Genomic DNA, 17,343 nt, shown 5'->3' with positions numbered 1-17,343 from the left:
GTCGAATCAGCATGAAGCATTTGTTCCCCAGTACCGCCCTCGCTCTTTTCATTGGTCTCGGCCTGTTGCCGCTGTCGACCAATACGTTCGCAGCCAACAGCTGGGACAAACTTCAGCCTGATCGCGATGAGGTGATTGCCAGCCTTAACGTCGTTGAGTTGCTCAAGCGCCACCATTACAGCAAACCGCCGTTGGACGATGCGCGCTCGGTGATTATCTATGACAGCTATCTCAAGCTGCTGGATCCCTCGCGCAGCTACTTCCTGGCCAGCGATGTGGCCGAGTTCGACAAGTGGAAGACCCAGTTCGACGACTTCCTCAAGAGCGGCGACCTGCAACCTGGCTTCACCATCTATAAGCGTTACCTGGACCGTGTCAAAGCGCGTCTGGACTTCGCTCTGGGTGAGTTGAACAAAGGCATCGACAAGCTCGACTTCACCCAGAAGGAAACCCTGCTGGTGGATCGCAAGGAGGCCCCATGGCTGACCAGCACCGCCGCCCTGGATGACCTGTGGCGCAAGCGCGTCAAAGATGAAGTCCTGCGCCTGAAGATCGCCGGCAAAGAGCCCAAGGCGATCCAGGAGCTGCTGACCAAGCGCTACAAGAATCAATTGAGCCGCCTGGACCAGACCCGCGCCGAGGATATCTTCCAGGCGTATATCAACACCTTCGCGATGTCCTACGATCCGCACACCAATTATCTGTCGCCAGATAACGCGGAAAATTTTGATATCAACATGAGTCTGTCCCTTGAAGGCATCGGGGCCGTGCTGCAGAGCGACAACGATCAGGTGAAGATCGTGCGCCTGGTGCCGGCAGGCCCTGCGGACAAGACCAAGCAGGTCGCCCCGGCCGACAAGATCATCGGCGTGGCCCAGGCTGACAAAGAGATGGTCGACGTGGTCGGCTGGCGCCTGGACGAAGTAGTTAAGCTGATCCGCGGGCCCAAGGGCAGCGTGGTGCGCCTGGAAGTGATTCCCCACACCAATGCACCGAATGACCAGACCAGCAAGATCGTGTCGATCACCCGCGAAGCGGTGAAGCTCGAAGACCAGGCCGTGCAGAAGAAAGTCCTCAACCTCAAGCAGGATGGCAAGGACTACAAGCTGGGCGTCATTGAGATCCCGGCGTTCTACCTGGACTTCAAGGCCTTCCGTGCCGGCGATCCGGACTACAAGAGCACCACCCGCGATGTGAAAAAAATCCTCACCGAGCTGACCAAAGAGAAGGTTGACGGCGTGGTCATCGACCTGCGCAACAACGGCGGCGGCTCGTTGCAGGAAGCCACCGAGCTGACCAGCCTGTTCATCGACAAGGGTCCGACCGTGTTGGTGCGCAACGCTGACGGCCGCGTGGATGTGCTGGAAGACGAAAACCCGGGTGCCTTCTACAAGGGCCCGCTGGCACTGCTGGTCAACCGTCTCTCGGCCTCGGCCTCGGAGATTTTTGCCGGCGCGATGCAGGACTACCACCGCGCGCTGATCATCGGTGGCCAGACCTTCGGCAAAGGCACGGTGCAGACAATCCAGCCGCTTAACCATGGCGAACTGAAGCTGACCCTGGCCAAGTTCTACCGGGTTTCCGGCCAGAGCACCCAGCACCAGGGCGTACTGCCGGACATTGATTTCCCGTCGCTCATCGACACCAAGGAAATCGGCGAAAGCGCCCTGCCCGAAGCCATGCCGTGGGACACCATCCGCCCGGCTATCAAGCCGGCGTCCGATCCCTTCAAGCCGTACCTGGCCCAGCTCAAGGCCGAACATGACCTGCGCTCCGCCAAGGATGCCGAGTTTGTGTTTATCCGCGACAAGCTGGCCCTGGCCAAGAAGCTGATGGCCGAGAAGACCGTCAGCCTCAATGAAGTGGACCGTCGCGCGCAGCACACCGCGATCGAGAACCAGCAACTGGCCCTGGAAAACATCCGTCGCAAGGCCAAGGGTGAAGATCCGCTCAAGGAGCTGAAGAAAGAAGACGAAGACGCGCTGCCGACCGAACCTGAAAAGACCAAGCCGGAAGACGACGCCTACCTGAGCGAGACCGGGCGGATTCTGCTGGACTACCTGAAAACCAGTAAGGCAGTCGCCAAGCAGTAAATGATGGCAATTTAATGTCTCCGCTCCACTGAGCGTCATCAAACAGACATCATTCTGTCGTGAAATGAAGGACCGGGTGCCCCAGGCACCCGGTCCTTTTTTTTCGACCGAGATCATCATGACCATGACCGAACAGCTGCATGCCCTGGGCTCCATCCTGGCTCAAGGCAGTCTGCACAGTCTGTTCCAACCGATTATCAGCCTCAGCGAACGCCGTATCCTTGGCTACGAAGCCCTGAGCCGCGGCCCGTCCAACAGCCCGCTGCACTCGCCCCTTGCGTTGTTTTGCGTGGCGCGCCAGGCCGGACGCCTGAATGAACTGGAGATAGCCTGCAGGCAAAGTGCCTGCAAGCGCTTCAGCGAGCAGGCGCTGCCAGGCAAGCTGTTTCTCAACGTCTCACCCGAGTCCCTGCTGGAAACCACCCATCAACCGGGGCGCACCCTGCAGATGCTGCGCGAGTACGGAATCGCGCCCAGCCAGATCGTGATCGAACTCACGGAGCAAGCGCCGACCGACGACTTCCAACTGCTGCAGACCGCCCTGCACCACTACCGCGACATGGGTTTTTCGATTGCCCTGGATGACTTGGGCGCCGGTTACTCCAGCCTGCGCCTGTGGTCTGAGTTACGCCCGGACTACGTGAAAATCGACCGGCACTTTATCGACGGCATTCATCAGGATGCGCTCAAGCGCGAGTTCGTCGGCTCGATCCTGCAGATCGCCAAGGCCTCCCGCGCACAGGTGATTGCCGAAGGCATCGAGTTGCCGGAGGAACTGGCGGTGCTCACGGAAATGGGCGTGGACCTGATCCAGGGCTACCTGCTGTGCCGTCCCCACGAACATCCGCCGATCGAAGCAAGGTTGATGCTGGCCAAGCCTGACAGCACCAGCGTCTCGCTCAATGAAGACGCCAGTGACCTCAGCGCCCTGCTCAACGAGCAACCGGCCGTGGCCCAGGACACCGCCACAGCAAAAGTCCTGGAAGCGTTTCGCAGCCAGGCCAATCTCAACTCCCTGGCGGTCCTGGATGGGCGCGGCCAGCCCATCGGCATCGTGCATCGGCACTCGTTGTCCGACGTCCTGCTCAAGCCATTTGCCACCGACCTGTTTGCGCGCAAGCCGATCAGCCGCCTGATGAGCGACGACTTCCTGGCCGTGGAGTTGAGCCAGTCGTTGCAACAGGTCAGCCGCCTGCTGACCAGCCGCGCGCGGCAGCGCATCGAAGAAGATTTCATCATCACCCAGAACGGCAACTACCTGGGCCTGGGACGGGTGATCGACGTGCTCAAGCTGATTACCGAACTGAAAATCCAGCAGGCGCGCTACGCCAACCCACTGACTCTGCTACCGGGCAACGTGCCGATCCAGCAGTGCCTGACGCGACTGTTGCAGCAGCAGCGCGAATCGGTGATTTGCTATGTGGATATCGACAGTTTCAAGCCGTTCAATGACATCTACGGCTATGGCCGAGGCGATGAGGTGTTGCTGTGCCTGGCACAGTGCCTGAACGACCGGGTGGACCCCAGCCGCGATTTTGTCGGGCATATCGGCGGCGATGATTTTCTCCTGGTACTGGGTGCCCAGGACTGGCGCAAGCGTCTCAACCAATTGGTGGACGATTTCCAGACCCAATGCCGGCGCTTCTACCGCAGCGAGCATTTGGACGCGGGCTGTTTTATCGCCCTGAATCGCCAGGGGGTGCGCCAGGAGTTTGCCTTGCTGTCGCTGTCCATTGGCGTGGTGCACCTGCATCCGCTGAGCTGTGGATATCTGGATGCCAGCCAGTTGGCGGAACTGGCCTCGCAAGCCAAGCATCACGCCAAGAACGTGGCCGGCTACAGCATCCACGTCCTCGACAGCCGCGAACTTCTGTAAGGCCGGCCCTTACAACTGCTCCAGGCGTATCTGCGCCAGCGGATGCCCGGCCTTGGCGGCAATGGTCCACCAGCGTGCGGCTTCGGCCGGGTCTGGGGCCTTGCCCAGGCTGCCCGCCAGGCTCAACACTCCCACCTGATAAGCGGCCTTGCCATCACCGGCCTGGCCCGCCAGGCGCAGCAAGCGCACGCCCTCTTCCCGCGCGCCAAGCCCTTGGCCGCGAAAGGTCAGGATATGCCCATAGAAACTTTGGGCCTCGACATTACCCAGGTTGGCCATGCGCGCAAACTGACCCTCCAGCCAGTGCCAGCCACGGGGCTGACGCACAAACCATGACCAATGAAACAACCTGCGGGCCAACCAATAGCTGGCGTACGCTTTAAGCTTCCAGAACACTCAGGCCTCCGCTGACTCAGGATATTCGTACTCGAACACACGCACCACTTCCGAGGCATGCCACGACGCCGCAGCAACGCCATCGGACGGTCCGCAAAAGCGCCCGAGGCGCTCGACACATTCAAAAAAACCGGTGCGCGGCAAGCGGCTGGCGCCCTGGCTGATCACCAGTGAACTGCGCAGCGGTTGATCCGCCTTGGCATCCAGAGCCGCCAGGTGCTCCAGGGCGGCGGTCAGGGTTTGCATGGCTGGCGTGGGGAATTGCAGACGCTCCAGCAACGCACGGTAGGTCAAAAGATGTCGCTGGCGACGGGCCTGATCGAGTTCATTGAGCAACCCATCCCAATGTTGACGACTGATGCGCACACTCACACTTCATCCCTCCAACCCGCAATCCCCAACTCCCAGGCCAGGCTGCGACGAATCGCAGCATCCGGCTGGCGCTCACCACTTTCAATCAACCCCAGGTAGGACGGGCTGATGCCCACGGTGCGGGCCAAGGTCTCGATGGCCAGGCCTTTGGCTTCGCGCAGGCTGCGCAATTGTGCTAGGGGACGCAGGTCCTGCTCGGTAGCGACGGGAGGGGTCTGTGCAGAAGAAGTGGCGGGTTGCGACACACCGGCGGCTTTTAGCAGCGCCTGGTACTGAGCCCATGGCAGAACCGCGTATTCGGGTTCGCCATCCCGTGAAATGATTTGTATATCCATGACTGCCCCGTAGGATCACAACACTTACGAAGTAAGTACTTTCCTTAGGAGTGTAATCCTAACAGCCCCAAAGAGCGCAGGGGGATAATCCGCGCCTTCAGTTTTTTTTCGGGTTTTCCTGCTCCAGGAGCTGCGGCGTTGCGGGCAGACGCTCCACCACCACCAGCTTCTCCGGGCGCTGGCGTTCACGCCAGGCGCGGAAGGCACTCAACTCGCCGTCCAGGCTCTTCATGACCCAGGCCAGTACCGCAATGTCATCGAGCATGCCGAACATGGGCAAGAAGTCCGGGATCGCATCAATCGGGCTGAGGAAGTACATCAGCCCCGCCACCACCGAGATCAGCGCCTTGGGGCTGATCGCCCGGTACTCGCCACGCCAGTAGGCCAGGCACAGCGCCTGAAGCAGCTTCAGGTCGTCCTTGAGCTTACCCAGGCGATTGCCCTGGCTTGAGCCTTTGGCAGCCACAGCGAACAACAGGGTGGGCAGGCGCCCACGCCCGATCAGGCGGGCGGCCAACGGCAGGAAGCGGGTGAAATTCCAGGGTGCTTTCATCGTCACTCCAGTTCCAGGCAAGAGAAAAGGTTATCCACACAACTTGTGGATAACCTTGTGAACAGAGCCCATTTTCGCGGCTGAAAGCCACGTAATACAAGGCCCTGAGTCAGATCGGGCGTTTTTTGCGCACATAAAAAAAACCCAAGAATTCATTGACTTGAAGCGCGCCTGCGGCTAGCCGTGCCGAGGTATTGCATCAGACTGCTCTAAGTCGCAGGTGTTCGTTTTGATTTGCCCCACGGTCACCTGTGGGAGCTGTCGAGCCCCAGCGAGGCGGCGATGGCGGCGGCATGGCCAACAGGAGTGTTGCCTGCACCGCTATCGCAGCCTCGCCAGGGCTCGACAGCTCCCACACGGATCGGATCAAGCCCCACACCAGAAACAACAACGCCCCGTAAAACGGGGCGTTGGGTGTTTTGCAGCGGCTTACTTGGCAGCCGGTGCCTCAGGCGCGTCGGCCTTGGCCGGGTCCTTGATTGCCAGCAGCTCCAGGTCGAAGACCAGTACGGAGTTGGCTGGAATTGCCGGGCTCGGGCTCTGGGCACCGTAGGCCAGGTCGGACGGGATGTACAACTCGACCTTCTCACCCACGTGCATCAGTTGCAGGCCTTCGACCCAACCCGGGATCACGCCGCTGACCGGCAGGTCAATCGGGCTGCCGCGATCCACGGAGCTGTCAAAGGTGGTGCCGTTGGTCAGCTTGCCGGTGTAGTGAACAGTCACTACGTCGGTAGGCTTGGGCTGGGCGCCTTCGGCTTTCTTCACGATCTTGTACTGCAGACCGGAAGCGGTGGTGACTACGCCGTCTTTCTTGGCGTTGTCTTCGAGGTATTTCTTGCCGGCAGCTGCCGACTCTTCGCTCAACTTGGTCATGCGTTCTTCAGCACGCTTCTGCAGTGCGGAAAACGCTTCAACCAGTTCTGCGTCCTTCAGTTTCTGTTCTTTCTTGCCGACGGCATCTTCGATGCCTTGGGCCACGGCCTTGGAGTCCAGGTCGTCCATACCTTCCTGAGCCAGGCTTTTGCCCATGTTCAGGCCGATACCGTAGGAAGCTTTCTGCGCCGGGGTTTTCAGCTCTACGCTGGTTTGCGAATCACAACCCGCAAGTACCAGGCTAACCAGGGCCACCGCCGCCGCCAACCGATGCTGTTTCATGCTATTTCCTTGTTCATGCGCCAAAAGGGCATTCGAATAAAGTCGCGAGCTTATCAGGCGGCCACGACCAATGGCTACCGGCATGTGAGCAGGAAACTTCTGATAAGTTCACGTGTTTAAAAGCATTTTCATCTGCCCCAAAGCCCGGCGAAGGACAGCAGGCAAGCCGAAAACCGCCGCAACAGACCGATCATGGCTACTTGCCGCCTGCTACGCTCGGTGGCATAAGGACGCAACAACTCGACAAGGATAGTTATCTTGCGCATTTTTTCCCGTGTTTTACTCCTGATCCTGTCATTTATGGGACTGGCCCTGGCCGTGGTCCTCTATTACGTGGTCAACCCCAGGCTGCCGGACTACGTGCCGGTGCAGCAGGTGTACTACCAGGACCAATGGACCGCCGCCGACCGCCAGGTCTACTACTTCACGCCCCAGGGCACCCAGGTCAAGGGCCTGCGCTATAACTGGTTCACTGCACTGGAGCTGCCGTTTTCCCAGCAGCGTTTTGCCGAACCGGCCAACCTGGCGCGTTTCGGTTTCCTCGTGGACCCGCGACAACAGGCCACAGCCCAGAACCCTGGCAACCTGCCCGTCGGCTTCGCCCGGCACAAGAATGCCGGCAGCAACGACGAGTTTCTCGATATCACCTGTGCCGCCTGCCACACCGGCGAGTTGCACTTCAATGGCCAGGCCCTGCGCATCGACGGCGGCGCTGCACAGCATGTGCTGCCCTCCAGCGTGCCGACCCTGCGCGGTGGCAGCTTCGGCCAGGCGTTGGTGGCCAGTCTCGCCTCCACCTATTACAACCCGCTGAAGTTCAGGCGCTTCGCCCACAGCGTGCTGGGGGATCAATACGACGCCCAGTACGATCAGTTGCGCCAGGACTTCAAAAAGTCCCTGGACAACTTCCTCAAGGTGGCCTGGAACGATACCCACCGTGGTCTCTACCCCACCGAAGAAGGCCCGGGGCGCACCGATGCGTTCGGCCGCATCGCCAACGCGAGCTTTGGTGACGCCATTTCGCCGGACAACTACCGCATCGCCAACGCGCCGGTGGACTACCCGCAACTGTGGGACATGTGGACCTTCGACTGGGTGCAATGGAACGGCTCGGCCCAGCAACCCATGGCGCGCAATATCGGCGAAGCCTTGGGCGTAGGCGCGACCCTGGCGTTCTTCGACAGCGCCGGCCAGCCGCTCAAGGGCGATGCACGCTACCCTTCCAGCGTGCGCGTGCGTGACCTGAACCGCATCGAAGAAACCCTGCAACGGCTCAAGCCGCCGACCTGGCCTGAAGCGCTGTTCGGCGCCATCGACAAACCCCTGGCCGCCCGTGGCCGCGCGCTGTTCGCAGAGAACTGCGCAGCTTGCCATGTGCCCAGCGTGAGCGAAGTCAACGGGCGCCCGGTGCAGCAGTTGAAGATGCTGCCAGTGGACTACATCGGCACCGACCCGGGCACCGCCAGCAACATTGCCGACCAGCGCTACGACCTCAGCGCCCTGCAATGGGACCCGGCCGAACTGGCGCAGTTGAATGTGGAGTTGCACCCGACGCCGACCGAACCGCTGGACTTGCGCAGCCTGTCCGTGGCCAAGGGCCTGGCCTATGTCACGGCGTTTGTCGAAGAGCACGCCTACCGCGCCGCCGGCATCACCCCGGCCGAACGCCCGCGCCTGGACGGCTACGGCCTGCCTATCGGCGTGCGCGAACTGCGCGCCTACAAGGCCCGTCCACTGGCTGGCGTGTGGGCCACGCCGCCGTTTCTGCACAATGGTTCGGTGCCGACGATCTACCAGTTGCTTTCGCCCCAGTACGAGCGCAGCCGCACCTTCTATAAAGGCACCTTCGACTACAACCCGCGTCACCTGGGTTATCGCACCGAAGCCTTTAAAAATGCGTTCCTGTTCGATACCCGCATCACTGGCAACCACAACAGCGGCCACGAATTCCGCGCCGGCAAGCGTGGCAATGGGGTAATTGGCCGGGGCCTGGAGCCTGAGGAGCGCTGGGCGCTGCTGGAATACCTCAAAGTACTGGGCGGCCCCCTGGAGCAACAACTGCCATGACTTCCCCATTTCGATACAAGGACCGTTCCATGCTCGCTCGACTGTGGCTGCGCCTCGGCGCGTTTCTCGGCAAGACGCTGTTATGGCTTGTGGGTCTGGGCCTGCTCGGCTGGTTGCTGGCGACCCTGTGGTTTACCTGGCACCACCGCGGCCCGGTGTCGGCCGATGAACAGATTCCACCCGGCGAAGCCGCCATGACCCAAGGCATCATTCAGACGGCCGTGCGTATCGTCGACCAGCACCGCGAAGGCACCCGCTACCTGCGTGATGCCCATGCCAAGGCCCATGGCTGCGTGAAGGCCGAAGTCAGTGTGCTGCCAGGTCTCGACCCGGCGCTGCGCCAGGGCGTGTTCGCCGAGCCGGGCAAGACCTGGCAGGCGATGATGCGCCTGTCCAACGGCAACGCTTATCCACAGTTCGACAGCATCCGCGACGCCCGCGGCATGGCGATCAAACTGCTGGACGTGCCGGGCAAGCAACTGCTGGCCGATCAGCAGGCGCGCACCGAGCAGGACTTTGTGATGTTCAGCCACCCCAACTTCTTTGTCAGCGACGTGGCGGAATACGCGCAGAACGTCGGGGCCCAGGCCGATGGCAAGAAGGCCATGGCGTTTTTCCCCAGCCTCGACCCGCGCAGTTGGCAGGTGCGCCATCTGTTCATCGCCCTGGCGACGTTGGCGCCGGCCCCCGCCAGCCCGACCGAGGCGACATACTTTTCGGTATCGCCCTACAAATTTGGCACGGCCAACGCCAAGTTCCGCGTCGCCCCGGACCCGCAAAGTTGCCCGGAGTACAACCTGCCCAAGCAGAACCAGGACTTGCCGAACTTCTTGCGCAGCGCCTTGAGCCAGCGGTTGTCCACCGACCGGGTCGACGCGTGTTTTGTGTTGCAGATCCAGCGCCAGAACCCACAGAAATACATGCCCATCGAAGACACCAGCATCGAATGGAAGGAAAGCGACGCGCCCTACGAGAGCGTGGCAAAAATCCGCATTCCGGCGCAGGACTTTGATACCCCAGCCTTGAACCTGGCCTGCGACAACCAGTCGTTCAACCCATGGTTTGGTGTGGAAGAGCACCGGCCGATTGGGGGGATCAATCGGCTGCGCAAGGCGGTGTATGAAGCGGTGAGTGATTATCGGCATAGCCGCAACGCCCCGTGAACAACGCCCGCGCTGACGTCAGCAAGAACGCCTCACCGCGTCATCGTTAACGATCATCGCGGGCAAGCCCGCTCCCACATAAAAATCCCTGCGGCGTTGTATCGGACGCCGTCAGCAACCATTGCTGAAAACTACGCGCTGCCGAAGGCGGGTTGCGATGCTGTGGTTGCATCAGTTGCAGGCGGCCACGGCTGTGCATGTGGTGCGCCAAGGCCAGTTGCAGGCGACCGGCAGCCAGCTCGCCTTCGAGCAAGCGCTTCCAGCCCAGGGCCACGCCATGCCCCATCACCGCCGACTGCATCAGCAACTGATAGCTGTTGGTGCGCAAAGCGTGCCGGGGCGTGTGGTATTGCGCCCCGATATCGGCGAACCAGTCGGTCCAGGTCAACCAATCGTGATAGTGGTCCTCGACGATCAACAAGGTATGGCTGTGCAACAGGTGTTGGGCGTCGCGTATCGCGCCATGACGCTCGATGTAGGCGGGGCTGCACACGGCGATGACCTGCTCGCTGGCAAACACCGGGGTCAGTTCCAGGCCAAGGGGCGCCGGCAGTTCGTCGAGGTGATAGAACAGGCCCAGGTCATATTCGCTGACATCCAGGTGGCTCGGGCTTTCACTGCACAGGATGCGGATATCCAGGTCCGGGTGCGCATGCTGGAACGCCGGCAGCAGCGCGGCGAGCCAGATCGAGCTTATGGTCGGCGTGCTGGCCAGGGTCAGTTGGCGATCGGCACCGCGTCGGCGCAGCTCCGCCGACTCACGGTCGAGCTCGCGCAGCAGGCGCTGGATGGTACGAAAGTAACGCACCCCGGCCGGGGTCAGACTCAGCCCCAACGCCAACCGATAAAACAGCGGCCGTGCCAGGTCCTCTTCGAGGCGCTTGATCTGCCGGCTCACCGCGCTTTGGGTCAGGTTCAGTTCGTGGGCCGCCTGGGTAAAGCTCAGATGACGGGCGGCCGCTTCAAACGTCTGCAAACAATTGAGCGGTGGAAGGTCGACATTTCGGCGCGACATGCAGGGATCCGTGGCTGATCAGATGAGCAGGCATCCTGCCATTTGCCCGCTCACAACGCGACCCGCGCGACCCGTTTGCTCCAGGTGCGGTGATGCACCTGCACCCCGTTTTCCAGGGCCTGCTGCTGCGCCTCAATGTAGAACCACTGGGCGTCGGCGCGCACCTGCAGGCGGCTGTCGACCGCCACCGACCAAGGCGCTCGCTCGACGCGGTACTGCCAGTGGATATCGGCCTGGGTCGACAACGGGTCCCAGGGCAAGGTGCGATATTGCTCGGTACAGCGCTGGTCCACCGCCAGGCCATGCTCGGTGAAACGCACGGCGCCCAGGTCGTCCTCGATGGTGACGCAGACTTCGCCACTGCCCACATCCTCGCTCAAGGTGCGTTTAGGCGCTGCCGCCCGCAGCACCTCCAGCGCAACCGGGCTAGCCGCTTGCGGGGCCTCGAACGGGCACGGCACGGCCGCGCCGCTGAAGATCGGCAATTGCACACGCTGCACGGCGGGCAGCACAGTCAGGGTGGTCAACTCGCGACTGGGCCACAGCAACGGGAAGCTCGCGGTACTCAGGGCCAGACGCAGGCGGTGGCCGGCCGGCACGCGCACGCCGACGTGATCCAGGTTCAATTGCACGTCCATGGGCTCGCCCGGCACAGGCGGCGTCAGACGGGAGAAATCTTCACGTAGGACAAGGTTAAGCACGCCGTAGGTGACCTGCGTGACTTGGCCGTCGGGCGCCACCGCATTCAGGCGTGCCACCAGTTGCCCGCAGGGGGTATCGCTGGCCAGGCGCAGGTGCAAGCGCACATCCCCCAGCAGCGCCAGGGGTTCAGCCAACGGCGGCGAGTCGAAACACAGCGACTGCGCATCGTCGCGACGCTGATCGGTGGGGCCATCGGGGCCGAACCAGATGGCGCAGTACTCGCCCTGGTGCAGACCGGTGGTCAGTGGCGAACAGATACTGCGCGGGCCGCCCAGTGCCTGCTGGCCGGGGCTGAGGCCATGGTCGTTGAGGCTGTAGTCGGTCCATTGCACCTGGGGATCGGGCCAGCCCGAGGTCTGCACCCAGATCCCTGGGCGCTCGGCATAACTGCCCTTGGGTGCCAGCACATCCTGTAGGTAAAAGGTGCAGGCAGCGTCGTCCATCACCCGATTGTCGATACCTTTAAGCCAGTGGTCCCACCAGCGCTTGGCCTCCTGCAGGAAGCCAATGGCCGGGTTGGGCACGGCGAAGTGCGGGTACTTGTGAATCCACGGGCCGATCATGGCTTTCTTCGGTCCCGGCAGATGTTGCATCAGGCGCGGCACCGCATTCTTGTAGGCATCGCCCCAACCGCCCACGGCATACACCGCCGCCTTGATCGCCGAGTAGTCCTCGCAGACCGAACCGTGACGCCAATAGGCATCGCGGGTCTGGTGCTGCAGCCAGGTCTCGGCCAGCAGCGGCATGGCGTCGAGGCGTTGTTGCCACAGGCTTTTCCAGGCATCGCCGACCAGCAGCGGGTCGGGCGCCGCCGCGCTGAAGTTGAGCATGGTCGCGGCCCAGCCGAAGTTCTCCAGCAGCAGGTTGCCGCCCTTGTAATGGATGTCATCGGCATAGCGGTCATCGGTGGAGCACAGGGTGATGATCGCCTTCAATGCTTCGGGCTGGCGCGCGGCGACTTGCAGGCTGTTGAAGCCGCCCCAGGAGATGCCCATCATTCCCAGGTTGCCGTCGCACCAGGGCTGCTGGCACAGCCAGTCGATCACTTCGAGGGCGTCATCCTGCTCCTGCAACAGGTACTCATCGGCCATCAGGCCCTGGGATTCGCCATTGCCGCGCATATCGACCCGCACGCAGACATAGCCCTGCCCCGCCATCCACGGATGGGTCAGCGCATCGCGTAGCGCCGTGCCATCACGCTTGCGATAGGGCAGGTATTCGAGGATCGCCGGGAAGGCCTGCACACTGGCGGTGTCAGGCAGCCAGATACGCGCTGCCAGTTGCGTGCCGTCGCTCAGGGGGATCAGGCAGTGCTCGATTTCACGGACCTTGTAGGCAAATTCGGTGACGATTTCCATCGGTAACTCCAGCAACAAAGAGGCAAGTCAGCGGGCAAAATCCGCCACGGGGCTGGCACCACGCAGGCCAGGTTCGACGTGGACCGCAGGGGCCTTTACGTCCAGCAGCGCGGGGTTCTTCAACCAGTAGAGCAACGACGTGCTGGCCAGCAGCACCAGGATCATTCCCGGCAGGCCGCCGAGGTTGGAGAGCATCTTCACCCCGTCGATGCCGACAAAGGCCACCATGACCCACGACACCGTGCCGATGATCACGCCCCAGACAATCTTCAGCAGCGGGTTGCCGTCCAGGTCCGAATCGGCGGTGACGCCTTTGCTGCACAGGTTGGCGATCACGTCGGTGCTCGAGTCGGCGGCGGTGACAAAGGAGATAAAGGCGACAAACAACAAAAACGCGATCATCAGGCCGCTGGCCGGCAACTGCTGGAACATCTGGTACAGCACATGCTCCACGCCTTGCTCGTTGAGCACGCGGTTCAAACTGCCATCGCCGAGGGCATCGAAGTACAGGCTGCTACCGGAGAAAATGCAGATCCACAGCGCGGTAAACAGCGCCGGGTACAACATGTTGATCTGGATAAATTCGCGCACCCTGTAGCCCCGGCCGATCTTGCCGAGGAACAGCGCACTGACCGGGGCCCAGGCGAACCACACCGACCAGTAGAACACCGTCCAGCTCTGCGGCCAGCTGTCGCCACTGGCGGCACCGGTGGACAGGCTGCGGCTGAAGAAGGTGTCGAGGTACACCCCCAGGGACTCGACGCCCAGGCTGAAGATGTACAGGGTTGGCCCACACACCAACACGAACGCGCCCAGGGCCAGCATGATCCAGGTGTTGAACGACGACAGCATGACGATGCCGCGCTGCAGGCCGCTGGCGGCCGAGGCGACAAAGGTGAACACGATCACCGCGATGATCAGGCCCAGGCGCAACGGCGTGGTCTCACCGCCGATGTACTGGCTCAGGCCACCGGACAGGGTCAGCGCCCCGGTGCCCAGGGACGACGCCATGCCTGCGACCAGGGCGAACATCGCCAGGGTGTCGATCAACCCCGCATAGCGCTTGACCCGCTCGGCGCCGAGCAAGGGTTGCAACATGGCGCCAATCGAGAAGTGACTGCGCAGGTTGTAGAACACCAGGGCAAACACCAGGGAGGGCACCAGGTAAATCGCGTAGGGCGTGAGGGTCCAGTGCAGGAACATCGTCGACAAGGCAAAGCTCTTGGCCGCCGCGCTGCCCGCCTCGATCGGCAGGCTGGAGGGTGGCGAGTACAGATGGTAGAGCGGCTCGGCCGTGGTCCAGAACAGTACGCCCACCGCCAGGGTGGTGCACAGCGCGACCATGAACCAGCGCCATTTGCTCAACAGCGGCGTGGCGCCCTCCCCGCCGATACGCACCTGGCCCAGGGGCGAAAAATACACAATGGCCGTGAGCACCAGCATGGCGAAAGAACCGGCACTGAATAGCCAGGAAAAGTTTTGCAGGATCACCGTATTAAGCTGTTTGCTCACGGCGAGGAATGCGGTGAGGTCAACGTAGCTGGCGATCACCGCCGCCAGCAAGATCAGAAAGGTTGGCCAGAAGACCAAAGGACGCAATGGGTATTTCATCTCGTGCGCTTCCCCAGACAGACTATTTTTATTGCCTTTGCAGGCCATTGTTAGAAGCGGGCACTGTGCCGCCTTGAAGTCTTCGCGTGGCTATAGATAAGCGTGGGTGCCGGCCGCGGTGCTGGGCTGCGTAGCAGCCCCAAAACCATCCCACCGGGTCTATCTGGAACACTCGGTGGCGGCCCTACTGGGGCCGCTACGCGACCCAACGCGGGCAAGCCCGCTCGCCACAATAAGCCCGCTCGCCACAATTGAGTCTCAGGTTTTAGGGTTTTTATCCGCCCCCCCCTGTAAAGAGTTCATATAGTTTGCCTGTTCGCCATAACGTTTACGTCGCCGCTATTGAGTAACTAAGTCCAAACCCTCTACCGTCACCTCCTACCCCAACACCCGTAGGAAGTTATCGTGGAAAGTTCAACTTTAGGCATGGTCGTCCTGTCGATGATTGCGCTCTTCGGCACTGCCGCGTTTTGCTTCGAACACCTCGCTACCCGCAACGAGAAGAAAAAGAAAACCAAATAAGCGGGTCGTCAACCTCAGCAGCACCCCAGCGTTTAAAGGGATACCCGGGCGGCGGGCTATCCCTTTTTTTCGTGCACCCGGCAGAACCTTTTCTATATGCCGTCTTAATGCCGCTGCGCGTAATCAGTGCCCGAACTTGATACTCCGGGGATTAACCTCCCCGCCTCCGCAGTTGCGGCTTATTTACTCAGGGGAGTTACACCGTGCTCACACTTACGTTCATTTATATCGCCAGCGGCATATGTGCCGTGGGGCTGTTCGCTTACTTGGGCTACGCCCTTATTCGCGCAGAAAAATTCTAGGGAGTTGGCCATGTACGACCTGATGTTTATCAGCCTTTCCCTGGTGTTTTTTGTTGCGACTGCCATGGCCATTGTCGCCATGGGCAAGATTTGAACGGAGCCACGACATGTTAAGCACGCTGCTGGAATTTACGCTGGTCCTGGGGGTAATGACGGGGCTCGCCGTACTGATGGGCAAATGGCTGACCCGGGTCTTCACCGGAACCCACCATGCCTTGCCGGAACGTTATACCTATCGCCTGCTGGGCATCGACCCACAGGAAACCATGGGCTGGGCCCGCTTCGGTTCGGCGCTGTTGTTGTCGAACGCGGCAATGATGCTGCTGGGCTATCTGGTCCTGCGCCTGCAGGCGGTCACGCCGATCAACCCACTGGGGCTCGCCGCGCAATCGCCGGACCTGGCGTTCAACACCGCCGTGTCCTTTATCACCAACACTAACTGGCAGGCGTATTCGGGCGAGACCAGCCTGTCAAACTTCAGCCAGATGGCGGTCATCACCTTTCTGATGTTCGTCGGCGCCACCTCCGGCGTGGTTGCGGCGGCCGGTTTCATTCGCGGCCTGAGCCGCTCCAGTTCGGGCGATATCGGTAACTTCTGGGTCGACTTCACCCGCACGCTGTATCGCGTGATGCTGCCGCTGTGCGTGGGCATGGCGCTGGTGTATGTCTGGCAGGGCATGCCACAGACCTTCGCCTCCCAGGCACTGGTCACGACCCTGGAAGGGGCGCAGCAACAGTTGATTGTCGGTGCGGTGGCCAGCTTTGAGTCGATCAAGCATATCGGCACCAACGGCGGTGGCTTCTTCAGCATGAACGCCGCGCATCCGTTCGAAAACCCGACGCCGCTGACCAACATCCTGCATATCCTCAGCATGTTGCTGATCCCCTCGGCGCTGACCTACACCTTTGGCAGCATGCTGTTGCAACGTCGTCAGGGCTGGGTGTTTTTCGGCACCTTCCTGGTGATGTTCATCGGTTTTCTCACCCTGGTCTACGGCGCCGAGCAAAACGGCAACCCACTGCTGACCCAGGCCGGCGCCAACCAGACCCTGTCGGTGGAACACAGCGGCGGCAACATGGAAGGCAAGGAACTGCGCTTCGGCATCGCCGACAGCAGCCTGTTTATCGCCACGACCACCGCCGCCACCACCGGTTCGGTCAACACCATGCATGACTCGCTGACGCCCATGGGCGGCTTCGTGCCCCTGGCGCAGATGATGCTCAACTGCGTGTTCGGCGGCGACGGCGTGGGCTTTATCAACCTGATCCAGTACGCCCTGCTCACGGTGTTCCTGGTGGGCATGATGATCGGCCGCAGCCCGGAGTTCCTCGGCAAGAAAATCGAGGCGCGGGAGATCAAGCTGGTGATGCTCTCGGTGCTCGCGCACCCCATCAGCATCCTCGGCTTCACCGCCCTCGCCGCCCTGTGGCCCGACACCATGGCCAGCCTCAACAACATCGGCCCCCACGGGTTCAGCGAGGTGTTGTACGCCTACACCTCCGGCACCGCCAACAACGGCTCGGCCTTTGCCGGCTTGAACGCCAACACGCCGTTTTTCAACACCACCATCGGCCTGGCAATGCTGATCGGACGCTTCTTCACCATGCTGCCGATGCTGGCCGTGGCCGGCTCCCTGGCGATGAAAAAAACCGTGCCTGCCGGTGCCGGCACCATCCCCACCGCCACCCCGCTGTTCATGCTGCTGGTGGTGTTCGTGGTGCTGGTGGTGGGCGGCCTGACCTTTTTGCCGGCGCTCGCGCTTGGCCCGCTGGTGGAGCAACTGCAGTTGCTGTCCGGCCAGACGTACAACTGAGGACAC

14 protein-coding genes are annotated in these 17,343 nt (G+C 61.6%); 6 read left to right on the top strand and 8 right to left on the bottom strand.

Annotation, left to right across the window (positions count from 1 at the left end; genetic code table 11):
• Positions 1 to 11: 11 nt before the first annotated feature.
• Both HBR94_RS13985 and HBR94_RS13980 read left to right on the top strand, forming a co-directional pair.
• Entirely contained in the window at positions 12 to 2,093 is a 2,082-nt protein-coding gene (locus HBR94_RS13985) for a carboxy terminal-processing peptidase (protein WP_170044993.1), read from the top strand.
• A gap of 118 nt (positions 2,094 to 2,211) precedes the next feature.
• Positions 2,212 to 3,969 (top strand): bifunctional diguanylate cyclase/phosphodiesterase, encoded by a 1,758-nt coding sequence (locus HBR94_RS13980; protein WP_275942095.1) that lies wholly within the window; start codon positions 2,212 to 2,214, stop codon positions 3,967 to 3,969.
• A 9-nt stretch (positions 3,970 to 3,978) separates the two neighbouring features.
• On the opposite strand, the gene HBR94_RS13975 is transcribed toward HBR94_RS13980, so the two are convergent.
• From HBR94_RS13975 to HBR94_RS13955, 5 genes are all read right to left on the bottom strand, one after another.
• On the bottom strand, positions 3,979 to 4,365 hold the full coding sequence (locus HBR94_RS13975) for a sel1 repeat family protein (protein ID WP_057440672.1): 387 nt from the start codon (positions 4,363 to 4,365) through the stop codon (positions 3,979 to 3,981).
• On the bottom strand, positions 4,366 to 4,737 hold the full coding sequence (locus HBR94_RS13970) for a hypothetical protein (protein WP_057440671.1): 372 nt from the start codon (positions 4,735 to 4,737) through the stop codon (positions 4,366 to 4,368). It lies immediately after the preceding gene.
• On the bottom strand, positions 4,734 to 5,072 hold the full coding sequence (locus HBR94_RS13965; RefSeq protein WP_057959026.1) for a helix-turn-helix transcriptional regulator: 339 nt from the start codon (positions 5,070 to 5,072) through the stop codon (positions 4,734 to 4,736). Before HBR94_RS13965 ends, HBR94_RS13970 begins: the two co-directional genes overlap by 4 nt.
• A gap of 97 nt (positions 5,073 to 5,169) precedes the next feature.
• Entirely contained in the window at positions 5,170 to 5,625 is a 456-nt protein-coding gene (locus HBR94_RS13960; protein ID WP_032863275.1) for a YkvA family protein, read from the bottom strand.
• A 429-nt stretch (positions 5,626 to 6,054) separates the two neighbouring features.
• A complete protein-coding gene (locus tag HBR94_RS13955) occupies positions 6,055 to 6,783 on the bottom strand; it encodes an FKBP-type peptidyl-prolyl cis-trans isomerase (RefSeq protein WP_115127718.1) in 729 nt (242 codons plus the stop codon).
• Between the two features lie 258 nt (positions 6,784 to 7,041).
• Here HBR94_RS13955 and HBR94_RS13950 point away from each other — a divergent pair, with 258 nt between their 5' ends.
• The gene (locus HBR94_RS13950; protein ID WP_170044991.1) at positions 7,042 to 8,850 is read left to right on the top strand and encodes a di-heme-cytochrome C peroxidase; all 1,809 of its coding nucleotides are present in this window, start codon (positions 7,042 to 7,044) and stop codon (positions 8,848 to 8,850) included.
• A gap of 29 nt (positions 8,851 to 8,879) precedes the next feature.
• Positions 8,880 to 10,013 carry a catalase family protein gene (locus HBR94_RS13945; RefSeq protein WP_170044990.1) on the top strand — a complete coding sequence of 378 codons (1,134 nt, stop codon included), beginning with the start codon at positions 8,880 to 8,882 and terminating at the stop codon, positions 10,011 to 10,013.
• Positions 10,014 to 10,059: 46 nt separating this feature from the next.
• Here the strand turns inward: HBR94_RS13945 and HBR94_RS13940 are convergent, their stop codons facing one another.
• From HBR94_RS13940 to HBR94_RS13930, 3 genes are read right to left on the bottom strand one after another with little or no spacing between them, the layout of a single operon-like run.
• On the bottom strand, positions 10,060 to 11,028 hold the full coding sequence (locus HBR94_RS13940) for a LysR substrate-binding domain-containing protein (protein WP_170044989.1): 969 nt from the start codon (positions 11,026 to 11,028) through the stop codon (positions 10,060 to 10,062).
• Between the two features lie 50 nt (positions 11,029 to 11,078).
• On the bottom strand, positions 11,079 to 13,088 hold the full coding sequence (locus HBR94_RS13935) for a CocE/NonD family hydrolase (protein ID WP_170044988.1): 2,010 nt from the start codon (positions 13,086 to 13,088) through the stop codon (positions 11,079 to 11,081).
• A 27-nt stretch (positions 13,089 to 13,115) separates the two neighbouring features.
• Complete coding sequence (locus tag HBR94_RS13930; RefSeq protein ID WP_057959020.1) at positions 13,116 to 14,699, bottom strand: BCCT family transporter; 1,584 nt, start codon at positions 14,697 to 14,699, stop codon at positions 13,116 to 13,118.
• A 725-nt stretch (positions 14,700 to 15,424) separates the two neighbouring features.
• Here HBR94_RS13930 and kdpF point away from each other — a divergent pair.
• Both kdpF and kdpA read left to right on the top strand, forming a co-directional pair.
• On the top strand, positions 15,425 to 15,523 hold the full coding sequence (gene kdpF, locus HBR94_RS13925; RefSeq protein ID WP_081044208.1) for a K(+)-transporting ATPase subunit F: 99 nt from the start codon (positions 15,425 to 15,427) through the stop codon (positions 15,521 to 15,523).
• Positions 15,524 to 15,630: 107 nt separating this feature from the next.
• Positions 15,631 to 17,337 (top strand): potassium-transporting ATPase subunit KdpA, encoded by a 1,707-nt coding sequence (gene kdpA, locus HBR94_RS13920; protein ID WP_170044987.1) that lies wholly within the window; start codon positions 15,631 to 15,633, stop codon positions 17,335 to 17,337.
• The last annotated feature ends 6 nt before the right edge of the window (positions 17,338 to 17,343 follow it).

It is taken from the genome of Pseudomonas sp. WS 5412 (genome assembly GCF_012985615.1).
GTDB lineage: Bacteria > Pseudomonadota > Gammaproteobacteria > Pseudomonadales > Pseudomonadaceae > Aquipseudomonas > Aquipseudomonas shahriarae.
Note: the sequence above shows the minus strand (reverse complement) of the source record. Positions and strands in the feature narration are given on the sequence as shown.

Excerpts from the sequence above, each read along its gene's own strand:
- HBR94_RS13980 (WP_275942095.1), top strand. The coding sequence starts at position 2,212 with ATGACCATGACCGAACAGCTGCATGCCCTGGGCTCCATCCTGGCTCAA.
- HBR94_RS13930 (WP_057959020.1), bottom strand. The coding sequence starts at position 14,699 with ATGAAATACCCATTGCGTCCTTTGGTCTTCTGGCCAACCTTTCTGATC.
- kdpA (WP_170044987.1), top strand. The coding sequence starts at position 15,631 with ATGTTAAGCACGCTGCTGGAATTTACGCTGGTCCTGGGGGTAATGACG.
- HBR94_RS13985 (WP_170044993.1), top strand. The coding sequence starts at position 12 with ATGAAGCATTTGTTCCCCAGTACCGCCCTCGCTCTTTTCATTGGTCTC.
- HBR94_RS13955 (WP_115127718.1), bottom strand. The coding sequence starts at position 6,783 with ATGAAACAGCATCGGTTGGCGGCGGCGGTGGCCCTGGTTAGCCTGGTA.
- HBR94_RS13945 (WP_170044990.1), top strand. The coding sequence starts at position 8,880 with ATGCTCGCTCGACTGTGGCTGCGCCTCGGCGCGTTTCTCGGCAAGACG.
- HBR94_RS13960 (WP_032863275.1), bottom strand. The coding sequence starts at position 5,625 with ATGAAAGCACCCTGGAATTTCACCCGCTTCCTGCCGTTGGCCGCCCGC.
- HBR94_RS13965 (WP_057959026.1), bottom strand. The coding sequence starts at position 5,072 with ATGGATATACAAATCATTTCACGGGATGGCGAACCCGAATACGCGGTT.
- HBR94_RS13935 (WP_170044988.1), bottom strand. The coding sequence starts at position 13,088 with ATGGAAATCGTCACCGAATTTGCCTACAAGGTCCGTGAAATCGAGCAC.
- HBR94_RS13940 (WP_170044989.1), bottom strand. The coding sequence starts at position 11,028 with ATGTCGCGCCGAAATGTCGACCTTCCACCGCTCAATTGTTTGCAGACG.